The organism is Kribbella sp. ALI-6-A, assembly GCF_001984195.1.
Classification (GTDB): Bacteria; Actinomycetota; Actinomycetes; order Propionibacteriales; family Kribbellaceae; genus Kribbella.
In genome coordinates, this window is record NZ_MTQN01000003.1 from 24,890 (window position 1) to 41,883 (window position 16,994).

Annotated in this window: 11 protein-coding genes; 1 reads left to right on the forward strand and 10 read right to left on the reverse strand. The window is 67.0% G+C overall.

The genetic code is table 11. The annotated features are described in order from the left end of the window. Positions 1-168: 168 nt before the first annotated feature. Together BWI15_RS00385 and BWI15_RS00390 are read right to left on the reverse strand one after the other, a co-directional pair. Complete coding sequence (locus tag BWI15_RS00385; protein ID WP_077012221.1) at positions 169-3,330, reverse strand: RHS repeat-associated core domain-containing protein; 3,162 nt, start codon at positions 3,328-3,330, stop codon at positions 169-171. A 542-nt stretch (positions 3,331-3,872) separates the two neighbouring features. Next, entirely contained in the window at positions 3,873-4,082 is a 210-nt protein-coding gene (locus BWI15_RS00390; RefSeq protein WP_077012222.1) for a hypothetical protein, read from the reverse strand. Between the two features lie 120 nt (positions 4,083-4,202). On the opposite strand from BWI15_RS00390, the gene BWI15_RS00395 reads away from it, so the two are divergent. After that, complete coding sequence (locus BWI15_RS00395) at positions 4,203-5,261, forward strand: hypothetical protein (protein WP_077012223.1); 1,059 nt, start codon at positions 4,203-4,205, stop codon at positions 5,259-5,261. A 314-nt stretch (positions 5,262-5,575) separates the two neighbouring features. On the opposite strand, the gene BWI15_RS00405 is transcribed toward BWI15_RS00395, so the two are convergent. The 8 genes from BWI15_RS00405 to BWI15_RS00445 form a co-directional block, all read right to left on the reverse strand. After that, positions 5,576-7,327 carry a type IV secretory system conjugative DNA transfer family protein gene (locus tag BWI15_RS00405; RefSeq protein ID WP_077012225.1) on the reverse strand — a complete coding sequence of 584 codons (1,752 nt, stop codon included), beginning with the start codon at positions 7,325-7,327 and terminating at the stop codon, positions 5,576-5,578. 6 nt (positions 7,328-7,333) lie between these two features. Continuing rightward, positions 7,334-8,785, reverse strand: a complete 1,452-nt coding sequence (locus BWI15_RS00410; protein ID WP_077012226.1) for a VirB4 family type IV secretion system protein — start codon at positions 8,783-8,785, stop codon at positions 7,334-7,336. Continuing rightward, complete coding sequence (locus BWI15_RS00415; RefSeq protein ID WP_077012227.1) at positions 8,782-10,215, reverse strand: SCO6880 family protein; 1,434 nt, start codon at positions 10,213-10,215, stop codon at positions 8,782-8,784. Before BWI15_RS00415 ends, BWI15_RS00410 begins: the two co-directional genes overlap by 4 nt. Beyond that, positions 10,212-11,180, reverse strand: a complete 969-nt coding sequence (locus BWI15_RS00420; protein ID WP_168197242.1) for a type IV secretion system protein — start codon at positions 11,178-11,180, stop codon at positions 10,212-10,214. The genes BWI15_RS00415 and BWI15_RS00420 overlap by 4 nt, the downstream gene beginning before the upstream one ends. 322 nt (positions 11,181-11,502) lie before the next feature. Further along, complete coding sequence (locus BWI15_RS00425) at positions 11,503-11,829, reverse strand: DUF6112 family protein (protein WP_237771067.1); 327 nt, start codon at positions 11,827-11,829, stop codon at positions 11,503-11,505. 38 nt (positions 11,830-11,867) lie between these two features. Continuing rightward, entirely contained in the window at positions 11,868-12,812 is a 945-nt protein-coding gene (locus tag BWI15_RS00430) for a C40 family peptidase (RefSeq protein ID WP_143465349.1), read from the reverse strand. Further along, positions 12,809-13,405 (reverse strand): hypothetical protein, encoded by a 597-nt coding sequence (locus BWI15_RS00435; RefSeq protein WP_077012230.1) that lies wholly within the window; start codon positions 13,403-13,405, stop codon positions 12,809-12,811. Before BWI15_RS00435 ends, BWI15_RS00430 begins: the two co-directional genes overlap by 4 nt. A gap of 1,099 nt (positions 13,406-14,504) precedes the next feature. Beyond that, complete coding sequence (locus BWI15_RS00445) at positions 14,505-15,608, reverse strand: toprim domain-containing protein (protein WP_083750484.1); 1,104 nt, start codon at positions 15,606-15,608, stop codon at positions 14,505-14,507. Positions 15,609-16,994: the final 1,386 nt, after the last annotated feature.

Genomic DNA, 16,994 nt, shown 5'->3' on the forward strand with positions numbered 1-16,994 from the left:
GAGGATGATCCCTACGGGAAGGCAGAGGAACCCGATGAACAGCACGAACATCCAAAACGCGGTCTGGTCGGACATCTCTCCCGGCCGAGCTTCGAGGAGCACAAGGCTGGTGATCGATGCCGCTATGCAGAGTAGTGCGAGAATCACTTCCCAAGTTCTGAGTTTCATCTAGTTATCATCCACCTGCGACAGGCCGTACGCCGTTCCGATGCCTCTGCCGATCGCTTCGCCGGCCTGATAACCGACGAAGCCTGCTGCGCCGGCTCCGACAGCGGCTCCGAGCAACGTTCCTCCGACGCCGGAGCCGGCAATGCCACCGAAGATGCCACCCGTGACGGCGGCGGCGCCGCCCACCCAAGTGGAGCCGATGTTCGCTCCGAAGTCGGCGTAGTCGTTGACGAGGTCGACATCTTCGTCGTCGATGTCGCGGCCGGTGGGGTCGACGAAGTTACGCGGGTTGCCGGCGGCGTAGTTGTAGCGGCTGGCGGAGTCAGGCTGCAGGAGTTGGCTGAGCGGGTCCTGAGCGGTCCAGTTCGCGGTGGTGGTGTCGTGCCAGCGGACGCCTCTCTTGAGCCAGTCGGTGTTCTCATCGAGCAGGCCTCCGGTGTACCGGAGCGGGTTGGAGACTGCGGATGGGCCGGTTGCGCTCATCTGCTTGCCGGCAGGGTCGTAGGTGTAGGTCGCGGTGATAGTGCCGGTGTTGTTGACCAGACCGATGGGCGTGCCTTGGTTGTCGAGGGTGTAGTAGTCGACGCCGGCGCCGCTGTTCAGGGCGATGGGTGAGCCGGTGGGGTCGGTGTCGAGGTAGCTGGTCTGGCCGTTCTTGGTGAACGACGAGATGATCGGTACGCCGTTGCGGTCGTTTTGGCCGTAGACATAGCTCGTGATGTTCGCGCCGGTGGTGGTAGAGAGGAGTTCGTTCTGGTCACCGCCGCCCCAGGAGTAGGTGCTGCTTGAGGAGCCGCTGGTGCGGCTGGTCATCTGCCCGGCGGCGTTGTAAGTGAAGGTGCCCTGGGCCGGGTCTGTCGTGCGGTTACCGGATGCATCGTGGCCGTAGCCGGTGGAGCTGATCTGGTTTCCGCTGTTGTAGGCCAGACCCTGGACCTGGACGCCGTCGATCTTCGTCGAGGTCCGGTTGCCGGCCTTGTCGTAGGCGTAGACGTAGTCGTGGCCGCCGTAGTTCGTGACGCCGGTGAGCCGGTTCGAGGTGTCGTAGCTGTAGATCGAACGAGCAGCGTTGAGGTTGTTGGTCGACCAGCGGATGACGCCGGTGTCGGTGGTGGCGGACGCGGATGGGCAGGCCTGGCCGGAGACGTAGGGCGAGTAGCAGAACGAGGTGTCGTAGACCTTCGTGGCGTCGTTCGAGGCCCGCGACGTCCAGGTCCGCGAGATCCGCCCGGCCTTGTCGAACGTGGTCTTGGTGTGCGCGGCGAACGTCGTCCGGGCGGTGTTGGTGTTGAACCAGGTGTCCGTCCGCTTGCCGTTGGCGTCGTAGGCGAACGCGGTGGCCTGACCGTTCGGCGTGGTCATCGACACGACCTGGTTCGCAGCGTCGTAGGTGTAGGCGGTGGTGCCGCGCGGGTCGGTCTTCGACGTCAGGTTCCCGGCCTTGTCGTAGCCGTACCCGAGGGTGCCGCCGCCAGAGGTCGAGGTCCGCGAGGTGACGCGGTTTTGGGCGTCGTAGGTATACGTGGTGGTGCCGGAGGCGTCGGTGCGGGTCAGCACGTTGCCGGCGCCGTCGTAGGTGAATGCGACGTCTGGGGTGGTGTCGGAGTACTGGATGGTTTTGATCCGGTCTGCGCGGTCGTAGGCGTAGATGGTGCGCAGCCCGCGGCCGTCGCGGACGCTGTGCAGCCGCCCGAACCCGTCGTAGTCGACCACCACCGGCGCCAGCGACGATCCGGTCGGCGGGGTGATGTTCGTCACCTGATGGTCGGCGTTGGCGGTGTAGTCAGTGACGTTGTCCCGCGGATCGGTGGAGGTGTTCAGCGTGCCGTCGGCGTTGTAGTCGACCTTCGACGTCGCGGTCGCGGAACTGTTCGCCGAGCTGAGCTGGTTGCCGGCACCGTCGTAGGTGAACAGCTTGTTGTTGCCCTGGGGGTCGGTACCGCCGGACGGCAGGTACTTCGCGGGGCCTGTGTTGGCGTAGGCCGCGGTCGACTTGGCGCCGGTGGCCGAGGTGACTCCTGTCAGCGACTCGCCGCCGTTGACGGCCGAGTTGTACCCGAAGGTGGTGACTCCGGAGACACCGTTGGTCGAGGTCGCGACATCGTTGAACGCGGTGTAGGTGTTGGCTCGTGACCGGCCCACCGGGTCGGAGACTGAGGTGACCAACTCCTGCGCGTTGAGCGTGTAGTAGGTCTGCGGGCCCTCCGAGGGGATCGTGGCGGTGTTGTTCGGGTCCGCGACGTAGGTCTCCCCGTTGGAGTAGTAGGTGAACCGGGTCGCCGCACCACCGGCCGGGTTCTGCTGGGTCACCTTCTTCACCCGGTGCGAGACGTCGTACTGAATAGCGGTCTGCTTCCCTGCGCCGTTGGTGATCGTGGTCAAATCACCTGTCGTCGCGTCGTACCCGAACTGCGTCGACTTCGACGTCGGGTCGGTGATCTTGGTCAACTTGCCGTTGGTGTAGGTGTACCCGACGCTGCGCGGGGTGCCGTCGTCGCCGGCCTGAGCAATCGTGACCAGGCTGCCCGACCAGGTGAAGTTCGCCGTCTTCGCGCCCGCGCCGCCGCGCGTCGACACGACCTGCGACAGCTTGCCCGAGGTGTATGTGAACGTCGCGGACTGCCCGTTGCGGTCCTTGATCGAGATCAGCTGTCCAATGGAGTTGAACGTCGACACCTGATTGCTGGAGTGGTCGGTGATCGTCCACCCCGTACTGGTTTTCACCATGGCGACCTTGAACCCCGCGGGCGGCGTGTACGTCGTCGACGTCAACGGTTTGAACAGGCCCTCCCTGCCCTCCGGCGCCAGGTACAGCACCGAGTTGTCGGAGTTCAGGATCACTTTCGTGTCCTGACCGACCCGCATCGCCCAGCCTGCACCGGCCGAGCCGGACGGGAGCGCGGCGCCCGCGGCGAGTCGCAGGCTGTTGTAGTCCAGGCCGAGCTGCAGATCGCCCTGGATCCCCGGAAGCGACAGATCGGATGTGGTGACCAGCAAGTTGCCGGTTGCGACGTCGACCGAGGCCGACACCTTGTCAGAGATCGAGAACGGGATCCGGGTCGCCGACGGACGCGCCCCCGTGAACTGGGCAGTGAGAACCGCCGCTGTGCTGGCCTCGGCTGGCAGCGCGGCAATCGCGCCACCGGACAAGAGCGTCAGCACAGCTGCGGCCGCGCTGACGGAACGACGAGAAGACAGACTTCGGGCAAACAAAGCAAACCCCCAGTAGCTGGAACGGCTTCCCCACCACGGCCCCCAAGCCAGGGAAGAACACCCGTGACAGTACGTAGGCAACCAGTCACCATCAAGGGGTCAGATCCGGCAACGAGTTGCAAGAAGCTGCAGTTCACAGGCGGTTCACTCGTCAGCACGGTTCCGTAACCGAGGCCGTCGTACTTCATAAACGTCGGGACGCTGGCGGATGGTGAATCCAACTGCGTTGGCTCCGCGACATTCAGACCACCTGCAGTGATGACGACTCCCCCCGCGGGCCCGGCAAGCGTCGATCTGGCCAGCTTGACTGGTTCAGTGAAGGTACCCGTCCCACTTCACGTCGTACCGGCTGCCGCCGGGCAGCGCGGACTCGCCCGGGATCGTCTCAACCAGCTTCGCGAGCTCGACGTCGACGGGCCGACCAGATCGGCCGGCAGCCGGGTCGACGCCGCGCTGCACTTCCCCCGAGAAGGCATCAGCAGCGGCCGGTGTCAGCTCATATCGCCGTACGGCGACCGGTTCGGCGGCGACAGGCTGATCCCCTCCGGCTGAGCCTTACCCCGGATCGCGTCCTCGGTACGTCCGAGCTTCACACTCATCACACCGACCGGTGTGTTCCCCTCGGCCAGTTCACGCAGATCCTGCACGTCGTCGTCGGTCCATTCCTCGCCGCTGTTGCGGGTCGACTTCGTCTCCGCCATCGCCTGCTCCTCACGCTCGGTGGGTAGTTGCCTACCGCACCAGTACCCACCTCGGCCGATCCGTCGCCGTGACAGGCATGGCGTTGCTCATCAGCCTCAACTCAGCGCATCGTGGAAGGCGTGGACGTCGACCAGGTCGCGGTGGAGCTGTACGGGCTGGCCCCGGAGGACTTCACCGCTGCCCGCAACCTGGCCGCCAAGGCAGCCAAGGACGACGGCGACACTCGCACCGCTGAGGCGATCAAGGGCCTGCGGAAGCCGACCCTGGCCGCGTGGCTGGCCAACCAGCTGGTTCGCGCCGATCCGGACGGCATACATCAGCTGACCGAGCTCGGCGAGCAACTGCGTCAGGCGCACCTGTCGGCTGATGGACCTGCGCTGCGCAGGCTCACCCCGCAGCGGCACGAACTCGTCGGAGCGCTGGTGGCCACCGCGCGGGACAAGGCACGAGCCGAGGGACGGACCGTGACCGCCGCGGTGGCGGAGCGGCTCACCGAGACCCTCGACGCCGCCCTGGTTGATCCTGGCGCCGCGCAACTGCTCCGGACCGGGCAGCTGACCAGCGCGCTGTGTCACGTCGGCTTCGGGGTCGTGGACGAGTCCGGCGAGCCGGCCCGGCTCGTGCCGGTCAAGCCCCGCGTCGTACGCAGCAAGCGCCCGGCGCCGGCACGGAAGGCTGCTACTTCCCCGCGGCCGCGCCGGGATCCGTTGCAGCAGCGCCGAGCCGAACTGGCCGCTCGTGCCGAGCAAGCTGCTGCGGACTACGCTGAGGCTGAAGCCAAACGGGTCGAGGCCGAGTCCCTGCTCGACGCAAACCAGCACCACGTCACCGACCTGGAAACCACCATCGAGCGCCTCACCGACCAACTCGAGCAGACCTGCGACCGGCTCAAGGCCGTCCGGCGCGAAACCGCCCGGCTGCAGCGCAGCCTGGACCGCGCGACCCGACCGCGGCGGCTGCACAACGGCGGCGTGACGGCACCGCCGAGCAGCTGGCCCGCTTCGACAGCTGACCAATACCTTAAGTGGTCGTCGTCTCGTCACCCTCTGCGGGCGATGACGCTGGCATCGCTGGACGAAGCCAGGTGCCTGGTCCGGATGTGGAGTTCACCGGCTCGGCACCTCTGTCCCGCTGTTGATGAGTTGGACGTCGCGATGCACTGTCCTCGTACAGCCTGACCTTGAGTTCCACTCGCGGAGCCGGCGCAACGCGGCATCGAGTTCGCGGTGAAAGGCGACGGGTTCCGACAATGCCGATTCGGGCTGGAAGCAACCTTCCCAAAGGCTCCGGAGCGCGGACAGCTCCTCCACAAGCGCGCCATGCTGTGCCCAGCAGTCCGGGATCACCTTGTAGTCGAGCTGATAGCGCTGGGTGACCCATGCAATCCACTCGCTCAGTCGATCGAGCTCGAGACGCGAAGTTGGGTCATCTAGGCGACGCCAACACACGACATCCGGCTCGTTGAGTTCGTCGAAGAACTCGACCTCATCTCTCACGAGCGTGCCCGGCTGGCGTCGGTGATGCTTTCACGGATCTTGGCCGCGTCGGGCCGGGCGGTCCAGGGGCGGAGGTTCATCATGATGGGTGGTGCTGTTCGAGCGAGCAGCACGCCGGTGCCGAACGGCAGTGTTCGCAGGACGTCGGGTGGCAGGACGGGCATTCGGCGGGTGCTCGTCGACCAGGTGCGGCCGCCGTCGGGGCCGCGGCTCCAGTTGCGGAGTTCTTCGTCTCGGTCGCCGCAGACGGCGGACAGGTCTTGGAGGTCTCGGGGCTGGGCTGAACCGCCGAGGATGAGGCGGAGGGTGGCGGCGTCCCACATGGCTGCGGCGGCTTGTTCGCCCCAGCGTTCGCGGGCTTGGGCGAGGGATTGGATGACTACGAGGGTGGAGATGCCGGAGCCACCGCCGTCGGCCATCAAGGAAGGCAGGGACGGGACGGCGCAGAGGTTGGCGATCTCGTCGAGTACGAGGGACAGCGGGGGTTCCATGCGGCCTCCTTCTTGGTGGGCGGCGGTTTGGCGTGCGGTTTCGGTGATGTCTTCGAGGAGGGCGGCGATGAAGGCGGAGGTGGCGCTGGCGCCGACACCGGTGCCGAGGAGGTAGATGGTGCCTTTGTCAGCGAGGAAGGTCTTGGGATCGAGGCCTGTGCCGGGCGGAGGGTCGAAGGCCCGTCGTACGGCGGGGTCGGCCAGCGCTGATAGGGCGGAGCGGACGCCGGCCCAGATGGCGTCGCGGGTGCGGCCGTCCATGCGGACGATGCCGTCGAGGGTGTCGCCCCAGCCTTCGGCGGCGAAGTTGGAGTGGTTGAGGATGGTGACGGCTTCGATGGCGGAGGCTGGTTCGAGGCCCCAGCGGTAGAGGCGGTCGATGCCGGTGTCGTCGATGGCCGCGGCGTGGAGAAGACCGCGGAGTGCCATTTCGGTTTGGCCGTGCCAGAAGGCCCCGTCCGTGACGCCGCCTTTGGTGAAGCCGGCACCAGCTGCGAGGCCGGAGGCGCGAACGATGGCGGTGGTGGGGTTCTCGCAGCCGCGGACTGGTGACCAGCGGATGCCTTCGACTGTGCTGAGGCCTTGAGGGTCGAAGATGGCAACGGGGCCGGCTGCTTTGCGGAGGCTTAGGGTGGCGACGAGGTTGTCGGGCCGGGTGGAGGTGGTGACGACTGCGCCGGGGGCATCAAGGATGGCGTTGATGACGCTGTGAAGCCCCTTGCCGGACCGAGGTGGGCCGACGTCGATCTCGGAGTCTTCGACTGAGGACCAGCACTCGCGGCCGCGGGAGTAGCCACGGAGGATGCCGACGTCATGTGGTTTGGGGTTTTTCAGAGCCGGCCTGGCTGAGCTACCGCGGCGTACGACTTGGCGGCGGCTGACGGCGTGCTCGACGTCGGCTCGGGTGGCTAGGCCAGGTCGGGCCATGAGCTTGCTCGTCCTGCCAGTGGTGCTTGCGCGTCGGTGTTGGCGCAGGCGCGCTCCCGCAGCACCGGCTGCGATCGGAGCCACGGCGACAAGTCCCACGATCGCCCAGTAGAGGACTGGCCCGAAGGGCTCAGGCGTGAGGTCGAATGCCCTGGCGGGGTGGGTTGGATCGAGCAGGACATCGAGACCGGTAGACCATGGGGCGTCGATCCACTCGCCAGTGGTTATCAGGGTGCAGAGCCCACCGACGGTTCGGAGCATGAGGCTGGTTGCGACGATAGTTACGAGGCCGATGATGGCAAGGTCGGTGCCTGGGGTCTTGTTGGGCATGTGGATCTACATCCGTGCGTCGGTGTCGAAGAGTTCAACTTCGCGGGCATGTCGTACGAGTTGAACGACGAAGGAGCGGTCAGGCAGACGCCACAGCGCGCGGCCCTTCGGGAGCTTCGCGATCGTGGCGATCTCGACGTCGGTCAGACCGAGAAGCGTGGCTGTGCGGGCGAGCTGGTCGGGTTCTTGGCGGAGCATGATCCGGGTGGAGCAGTCGGCGAGGAGCCCTTCGGCCAGGGCGCGGGCTTCGGAGCCGAGGTCGCCGACGGCGGCGAGGTCGGAGAGCCGATGGATGATGAGAACGTTGGAGACGCCCCAGGCGCGGGACAGCTTCCACTGTTCCTGCATCCGGCGGAGTAGGGCTGGGTCGCGCATCACGCGCCAGCCTTCGTCGTACACGATGAACCGCTGACCGCCGGCCGGGTCGGCGACGGCTGCTTCCATCCAGGACGAGGCGCAGGCCAAAGCCAGACGCAGGGCGTGGTCGTTGCCGCCAGAGCCGATGCGGGATGAGTCGAGGGTGACCATTGGCAGGTTGGGGTCGAACTCGGTGGTCGACGGACCGTCGAACATGCCGGACAGGTCTCCGTGGACGAGACGTCGAATGGCGTGGGCGACTTCGCGGGCGTCTTCGAGCAGCGTGCTTGTCTGGAGGCCGGCTCGGAGAGCGCGATCGTCGTCGGGGTCGAACAGCGCGGAGACGACGTCGGGGATGGTCGGAGTCGCGCGGCAGGTTGTCGCGGTCTCGAGTGCGAGGTCGAGTGAGGTGTGCTCGACGGCGGACATGGGCCGGCCCAGGGTGGACTCGGCGAGGGTGCCAAGCAGGGCGCGGCGGCGCGACCAGACGACCTTGTCCCATTCGTCGGGCAGTACGGCGGCTGGACGGGTGCCTGCGTCGAGTGGATTCAATCGGGTCGGAAGGCCGGGACCGAGTCGGATGGCCACTCCCCCGATCGCTTCCGCGACGGCGGTCCATTCGCCTTTGGGGTCGCAGGGGATGTAGGCGCGGTGGCCGAGCGCGATGGAGCGGGTGATGAAGGCTTTGGCGGTCGTGGACTTGCCGCTGCCGATGACGCCGGCCAGGAGCAGGTTGGGGTTGGTGAGGATCTTGGACTGGTAGAGGACCCAGGGGTCGTAGACGAAGGAGCCACCGCTGAAAACGTCAGATCCGATATAGGTGCCGTCAGCACCTAATCCGCCTTCGGCAAGGAAGGGATAGGCGACCCGCAAAATCCTCGTGGTGGCGCGATGAGTATCCACGAGCAGAGGAAGGGCATGCCGAGCGTCGTACGGCCTCCGCGCAGGCAGCCCCGCGGCCTCGACGTTGCCGGGTTCGCGCGCCGGACCTGGCCGAGGCCGGCCTCGAAGCGCGCCGACGGCCTTCCGGCCCTCGCGTCGGGCAGCGCGGTTCAGCCCGGTGGGTTCGTAGACGGCGATCTCTCGCTTGGCGTGGGTCATCGCAGTCCCGTCCCGAAGGGCAGTGTGGTGGCCAGGAAGCCGTCGAGCTGCTGGCCGACCAGGCGGCGGAGGTCGATCAACGCGCGTGCCGAGGCGATTTCCATCTCGGTGCACGCTTCGTCGAGCTTCTCCTCGTCGTCGGCGGAGACGGCGAGAAGGCCGATCCAGCGGACGTCTCCGTGGCCGGCGGCCAGGTCCTTCTCGCGCTGAGCGACATCGGCGTCGAGTTGGCGGTCTTCTTCGGTCTCCAGCCGGCCGATCTTCTTGCGCGTCGCGCGCTCGGTGACGCGGTCGACCTGATGGCGGCGGGCGTCGCGCAGTGCTTTCGCGACCGGGATCGGCTGGAGGACGAGTGAGAAGGTACGGCGTACTCCGGGTTTTAGCAGCAGGGGTCCGAGGAAGGCGGGGGTGGCTCGTACTCGTGGCCACTCGGTGACGATGTAGACGCGGTGCATCGACGAGTCCGTGCGGAGGTGGTCCCACGCGGCGTCGATCGCCAAAGGGCCGGCCCCGGACTGGTCGAGCGCTTCGAGGCTCGGGATGGTGCGGGTGGCTGCTGGGTCGAAGGCGACGCGCAGGCTCATCGCGAGTTCGGGCGCGTTGAGCCAGCACCCAGCTACCCCGGCCGCGCCAAGCGCCATCTGGAAGCCACGCGCTTCGGCTTCGAGAACGGTCATCGCGCCCGCAATCCCACCGCCGTGCTTGCGCACTTCCTTCGACACCGCGTCGAGGTTGAGGGTGAACGCGAACAACGTCTCGTGCCGGGCCGGCGCAGGAGCGGCGTGCCTGAGCAGGTCACGGTAGATCGCCCCCGCAGGCTGACGCGGATCGAGGCCACGCTGCTGAGCCCAATTGGTCAGGCCATCGCCGGGATCTGGCAGCGTGCGTTCGAGGATCTGCGCCCGGACGATCCGGTTGCTCTGACACAGGCCGGCGATCAGCTGCCCGTACGCCGTGACGCGGCGATCCTGCTCGTCGGTGTTCTGCAGCAGGTGCGCCGGCCCCTCGATGCGTGCGACCGCGGTCAAGCGGCGACGCCGAGGATCGTGAACTGCCGCGACGGCAGCGTCGGTGTCGAGGATCCGCAGCGCGCCTTCAGCACCCGGCAGATGCAGGGAGCCGTGAACGCTCGGCCGAGTGACCGACGCCCGGTACGACTGCCGTTTGCGCGCGATACGCAGTACGTGCACGGCTCGAAGAAGGAGCCAGCGGTACGACGGCAGGTCCTCGATGCGAGCCAGCGCGATCACCCCGCAGCAAGTCGACGCAGCCAGACCAGTCAGGCGGGCGGCCGGGCTGGAGTCGCCGACGACCGACAGGACGAGTAGAAGGACTGCGAGCGCGAGGAGGGCGACTTGGATCGGTCGCAGGCCCAGCAAGACGGCGTTGCGTTCTGGCCTGGGAAAGCGGGTCGCCATCGTGGTCGTCATCCGCGGTCCTCTCCGGTATCGGTATTCGAGTCGGTGTCGGGCACGTCAGGAGTCGCCTCACCGGCTGGTGCCGCGTCGGCGGAGGCTTCGCTGGTTGCGACGGCGATGGCCGTTGCGCCCTCGCCTGAGCTGGAAGGTGGCGGCGCCGTCGAAGCTCCCGGTTGTCCCTCGGCGGGTGCGGCGGCCGGGTTCGAGGTGTCCGAGCCGCCTGTCATGGGTGATGGGGTGTCACCAGGGCTCGAGGCGTCTGCCTCTGCGCGGTCGATGATCGCCTCGTCGTCGTCGACGTGATCGGCGTCGTTGCCCACTACAGGAGACTCGGTCTTGTCGAGCGATGTGCCGAAGTGTTCGGCGCCCCAGTGCTGAGCCTTGTCCACGCCTTCCTGGGCGGCAGCAGCCCCGACCGAGCCTTGCTGGATGGCGCGTGCTGCGCTGTGGCCCTGGTCGCCGGCCCAGTGGATGAAGGAGAACGTGGCCGCGGGCGCGAAGGCTGCCATCGCCACCAGCAGCACGCCGGCCAGAAAGGTACTGAGGTTGGCTGGGTTGTTGCCCTGATCCGCAGCGCCGGTTGCTGACAGGCCGAGCGCGAAGATGACGGCCATCGCGATCTTCGAGAACAGCAGCGCACCGACGATCTCGATCCATCGGCGCAGCCAGTGCCGCGTCGAGGACCAGGTCCAGCTCGCCAAAGCGACAGGGGCGAACACGACGAACGCGACGAGCGCGACCTCTCGGAGCAGCAGCACGAAATACAGCGCGAACAAGGCGAGCAGTGCCAAGAGGACCGCCAGCAACAGGAACCCGCCGAGCGAGGCCGCGGTCAGCAAACTGCTGATGTCGGTGAGTCGCTTCATGCCGTCCGCGGTTGCGCGGTTGCCAAGGATCGCCAGCGAGATCTCGTCGGCGACCGCTCCGCACGAGCTGATGACCGCGACCGCGAGCGGCACCCCCGCCGTACCGATCACAGCCCCCAGCAAGGCACGACCGAGTCTGGCCGGCTCTCGATGTGTCACGGCAGAGATGCACTGGAGAACGAACAGGGCGACCAGGATCGGCAGCGAGACCGTGACGATGAGGTTCAGGTTGGTCTGCCACCAGTCCTGGTCGAACCGTGGCGTCGTACCGCTGCTGAAGGTCTGGAACACCGTCGCAGCCAGGTCCCCCAGGCCGTTCGCGGTCCACTTCAGGAACGACTCCCAGACCGAGTTGGCTGCCGAGTTCCCGACATCGGACACGACACAGCTCACCGGGTTGAGGAGGCAGTCGGACCAGCTCATCGCGTCTCCTTCAGTTGATGCTGATGCCGCTGGCCCAGCGAATGATGGTGTTGGCCGAGCCGATCAGGATCGCCGCACCCGCAGCGACCAGGCAGCCGGTCTTGCCACGGCCGGCGTAGTGGGCGTTGTTGTTCAGGCTGCCCAGCGCCCACGCCGCGGCTGAGATGACGAACCCTGCGACGCAGATGACGAGCCCGAAGGTGAGCAGCGCGCCGACCATGCTCTTCAGCGCGGACAGGCCGGGGAGACCGTTGGAGTTCGGGCTCACGCCGGGGTCTTGGGTCGCAACGGTGATCAGGAGGTGGTCGCGCATGGGCGCGAGGAAGGTGGACATCATCTAGCCCTTCTCCGGCGATCGGTACGCCGGCACGGTGGTCATGCTGTCGCGGGTCCCTGGTAGATCGGCGGCGCCCAGCCGAGGTAGGTCGCGCCCCACTTCGCCTCGATCGCGTCGAGGCCGACGAGGTAGACGCCGCCCTCACCAGGGAACTGATCGTGAATGTCGTTGGACACGATGCGGCCATCTCCGACGTAGACCGCGACGTGGCCGTAAACGCCCCCGGTGCTCCAGAAAACAAGACCACCGACAGGTGGTTGACGGTCGAGGTGTGCGTTGCCCGACGCAACCATCTGCGACCATTGCTCTGCTGCCGAGACATACCCAGCACGAGGTCGTCCCCAGATGTTGGCCGCGAGCCGCGCACACAGCTGGTAGTAGCCACGCTGCCCGACCAAGCTCGTCGCTCGAGTGATCGCCGCGTCCGCACCCGGCAGCTCCCCCGTGTCACCGGCCGGCCACGGCCCGCACATCGACTCCGGTGACAAGCCGACCAGAGTCTGCGCCCGGAGGTAGTTGGCCTTGTAGTTCCGTCCGTCGCTGAACGCCGAACGCTGAACCTCTTGGGCGGCCAACCACGGGTCCATCTCCATCCACCCTGGCACGTTGAGCAACGCGGTGTAGAACAGGCGCGACGCTCCTTCGGGATCCATCCGTACCGCGAGCGGCCCCCAACCATTGCGTTGCTGGAAGAGGCCTCGGGAGTCCGGGCCAGCGGCATCGCCATGGTTGACGTTGCGCAGCGACGACTCCGTTAGCGCGGTCATCACGGCGATGACCTGGCCCTTCTGGTCGACCTGCAACTGGTCACCAGTCGCAACTACGACCGCGAGGTTCGACCGCTGCTCGGCGTCCAGAGCGACCTCGCCGGCGATTGGTGTCGCCACGCAGCTGCTCGCGCCTCCCCTGGCCGCCGCGATCGGCGGCACCAGCACGACCCCGAACGCAAGACAAACAGCCGCAGCGACGATCTTGAGGATCACGCCGGCCCCTCGGCCGACGCCGACCAGAATCGGCACTGCGACGCACACACCACAGCCACCGTCACCGACCGAGCAGCGACCCGCGGCGCACCGTCGATCACGTTGGTCTGCCGGCCCCGAACGACGAAGCCGTGCCAACCACTCGGCGTCTGCGGAAGCCGCTCCAGGCGGGCCAGTTCCGGCGGCGTCTCCAGCGACACGTCGCTGACTGTGGCCTTGCCGTCGTGCAAATCGAGCTGCTCCCACTGCGCGAAATCCGGCAACATGCTGCCCGCAACCCGCGGACCACCGGTGTCCATCGGATCGGCGAACATCTTCACCGCGCCCTGCCATTCGAAGTACCCATGCACGGTGCTGTCGTAAGTCCAGATCGCCGTCGCGTACGCCGCCGCGTAGACCTTCGGATCCGTCGTGTTCGGGCGAGCCCAGGCCTTGAGCCGCGGCGACCCGCCGTCACCGCTGTCGACAGCCGCCACTTGCGGAGCCCGGTCCTCGGATTCCTGCCACCGAGCGATGGTCACGCCCGCCAGAACAACGAGCGCCAGGGCAGCTGCGGCCACGATCACCGCCTTCGAGCGCAAGATTCCTGCCATGTCAGTTTCCACCTCCAGGTCGGCGCGCAACCCGCCTCTGCAGCGACGCCTCGACCGGCGCCGGGATGATCCACAGCGCGCGCAGCACGCGCAGGTATAGGCGGGCCTGCCAGCGGTAGTAGCGGACAAGCCAGTGGGTACGTCGGGGTCTGTTCGTCGTCATGCCGAACTCAACGGCTGGCAGAGCGGCGGCTTGCAGCGCTAGGCGGTTCTGGCCAGTCCAGGGCCCGCCGACGGCGCCGGCGGGATCACGCCGGGGAGACTCCCGGTGCCTCTTCTGCCGCCGACGAAGGTCGGGTCCAGGCCTGCTGCGGCGGCCAACCACCGCTGGATCAGCGGATGATCGAAAACCTCAACGCGAGGTTGCCCGGTCGCGAGGCGAGCGACCGCCGACGGGTTGGCTGCGCCACCCCTCAGCAACCACGCCAATCCCTCGGCCTGACTCCGCGTCGCTCCAGCAGCCAACAGCCGGCTCCGAATCGCGGAGCGCTCGAACCGCGCTCCATCAGTCGCCACATGCAGCAACCCACGAGCCCGACGCTCAGACAAACCCCACCGAGTAAGTTCAACCGCGATCCAATCGAGCAGCGGTCCCAGCTCTGCCGGCGCCCGCTCGTCAGCTCGCTCCGGAATCACCTGCGTCAACGGATGCCGCTGACGCCGCAAAGCCTCCGCGCGAACCGAATCGGCCAGTCGCCACCGCACAACGTTCGCCAGATACCCCCACGTCGCCGTGAAGACTCCGCGGTCCACCATGGCTCGACACCGTTCCCAGGCAACCACCCGAGCCCGCTGCGCCGCCTCCTCCGGCCCCAGAGCCGTCCTGGCCCGGCTCGGCAGAAACGCCACGATCCGTTCCTCGATCCCCCGCGCCAACAGCTCCGAGGCAGCGGATCCCCAGTTCGACTCCGCCACTTCGACAAGAAGCTCCTGCAGTTCAACCGTCATTCTTTGCTCCCCACGTCCACTCATTGCGATCTGTGGGTTCAACACTCGCTTCCACGGCCCGCACTCGTAACCCGGATCTGGACTTCCCGGACTCCTGGGAAAGTCCCCGCAGACGATTGCCCAAAGCAACGCCTCGGTCCTGATGCCACGGCTACCAGCTCAGACCGGGCACAGGCGGATCCGCGCCCATGGCGAGCTGGCTGCCAGTTCGCACCGCCCGCTCACGTGGGATCCTGACGGCGTTCGCGTCGAGGACCTCGCGGGTCACGGTCGACGTATCCAGGTTGAGAATCCGAGACAGGCGCGCGATCTCATCGGCGACGAGAGCACTGGGGAGCTGCCGAACCAGCGCAGCAACGGATCGAAGTGCTCCGATCCGTCCGTTCACATGATCGAGCACTCGCGACCAGCGGCCAAGCTCAAGTTCGATCACCAGGCTCACCAATGGCCGAGTGGCCTCCAGCTCAGCGCGAAGGCGACCGCGGCCCTCAGGTGATCTGAACAGCGACGCTGGATCCTCACCGTCGGGCAGGTCTGCCACCAGGACGCGCGAGAACTGCCTCGACAGCGGCTCCAAGCAACGGGCAGCTGCGGTTCGGCCGGGGACATCTCCGTCCAGTACGACGACCACGGTGTCCGACTGGGTGTATGCCCGCAGAATCTCGGCCTGAAGCGACGAGATGTTGGTACCGCAGAGGGCGACTCCCGCCCAGCGGCCTTGTCCTCGATCTGAGAGGCTCACCGCGATGCTGTCTGGCGGACCCTCGACAAGCACCGGCACCGTGCCGCGCGCCAGCAACGGCTCCTGCTCAGCGACTCCGACCAGAACCTCACGCTTGCGATACATCGTAGTGGTCGCCGTGTTCAGATACTTCGGCGACCGACCCCGCCCCCGGCCGATGAACCCGACCGGATCCAGACCATGATCATGAACGGGAAACATGATGCGGTCACGAAATCGATCGATCAAATAGCCGCTTCCGGTCGTGAGCGCCAGACCTGCATCGATCAGCTCCGCATCATGGAAACCCCTACCGCGCAGATGCTCGACGAGGTGAGACCAACCAGCCGGCGCATAGCCCACCCTCCACCGCGACCCGGGCTCGAGCACCTGCCCGAGTCCTCGTACCTGCAGATGCGCCGTGGCCCATTGCCCCGGCCTCATGAGGAGCTCACCACGATAGAACCGAATCGCTTCAACGTGGGCCTCAACTAAACGTGTTGAACTGGTACCTGATTCCGGGACACCGCTCATCTCCCCGTCACTCCTTGCAGCCGACGTTCGACGTCCGCAGACGCCTGGGAGACCAACGTCAACGCCACGAGGAGGGCAGAGAACCCAGATCACCAGATTCAGGAGTCCTGGTCAGCCCGGCATCAAGGCGTCTCATAGCGTTCGGGCCACGAATACGCCCTCCCTGCGACGACAATCCAGACGCGGATATGCCGCCGGGCGCTAGCGTCCGCAGACGCATCGAGGAAGGGCTGCTGCTGGAGCTCGCGTAGCTCGGCCTGCATCTGGACGAACCTGGTCTCGGCGGCCGTGGCGGCCGCCACGCCCGGGCCGTGTGCCGGTCGGTCTCGGCCGCGGCCTGGATCTCGGGGACCCGCCCCGGCGTCGGCCCGGCCTTTCTCGATCTGCGCGGCCGCAGCCGCGCTGCCGGCCTCGGCGTCGGCGCGACCGGGCGGGGGCTTCTACCGCGGCCGCCGCACGGCCCAGGCGACCTTGAGATCGGCGATCACTTCCTCGGCCGCCGCATCGGCGTAGGCCTTGGCCTGTTCGGCCTGGGCGGTCCACAGGTGCCCTCGTGCCGGAGCCGCTCCTGCTCATGCGCTGCTGCTCGGCCTCGGCCGGCTGCACCGGGTGCTCGGCGTGCAACTGCTGTACCTCGGTTGCGAGTGCGTCGGCGTCGGCGAAGACCGCTAGGGCGACGTCGAAACAGGAGCCTCTTGAGCTGCGCGAGCTCGCGCGGCAGTACGGCCTCTGGTGCTTCAGGTTCAGTCACGCCGTGCGCTCCCCCACCGTCGGGCCTGCGAGAAGACCCGCCAGGCCTACGGAAACGACCTGCTCCGCTGGACCGACTGGGCATGCCTGCCCTGAGCTCGGCCACGAGCGGTTCACACTTGATTTGCACAGCGGCGAGGTCACGATGTGGCTCACCCAGCAGCACGACGCCGGGCGGCCACACATGACACCGCGTCGAGGCTTAGCCACCAGGAAAGCACCACCATCACAACGTGCCGTTTGAGTACGGGGGCTGCATGATTCGATGTGCGAGGTGCGCGGGCGCGAGGTCCGCGCGTTCCGGGGCAAAGTCCACGGCATCGAACCCGCCCACTGGATCTGTGTACAGCCGGAGAGCGAGGCCGTCGGGCGTGACCAGCTCGACCGAGTCCCCAATGAATCCGGAGATCACCGGGCTATGTCTCACCCCGAGTCCAGGTGGCGGATCCCAATCGAAAGCTTAATGACCACTTGGATATTAGCGCGCTCAATGTATCTCCGCGGCTGGGCAGGTGTCCAGGAAGCCGCCCGCGTGCGGCTGGTAGCTTTTCCCCGTGTCTCTGTCTCCCGATCCGCCCCCGCCGCGGCGTATCCGCAACCTGGATCTGCATCGACGCGCGATCCTGGACGCGGCGG

Coding starts and splice junctions, on each gene's coding strand:
- BWI15_RS00390 (WP_077012222.1), bottom strand. CDS start 4,082: ATGGCGGAGACGAAGTCGACCCGCAACAGCGGCGAGGAATGGACCGAC.
- BWI15_RS00405 (WP_077012225.1), bottom strand. CDS start 7,327: ATGCCCAACAAGACCCCAGGCACCGACCTTGCCATCATCGGCCTCGTA.
- BWI15_RS00410 (WP_077012226.1), bottom strand. CDS start 8,785: ATGACCCACGCCAAGCGAGAGATCGCCGTCTACGAACCCACCGGGCTG.
- BWI15_RS00415 (WP_077012227.1), bottom strand. CDS start 10,215: ATGACGACCACGATGGCGACCCGCTTTCCCAGGCCAGAACGCAACGCC.
- BWI15_RS00425 (WP_237771067.1), bottom strand. CDS start 11,829: ATGATGTCCACCTTCCTCGCGCCCATGCGCGACCACCTCCTGATCACC.
- BWI15_RS00435 (WP_077012230.1), bottom strand. CDS start 13,405: ATGGCAGGAATCTTGCGCTCGAAGGCGGTGATCGTGGCCGCAGCTGCC.
- BWI15_RS00445 (WP_083750484.1), bottom strand. CDS start 15,608: ATGAGCGGTGTCCCGGAATCAGGTACCAGTTCAACACGTTTAGTTGAG.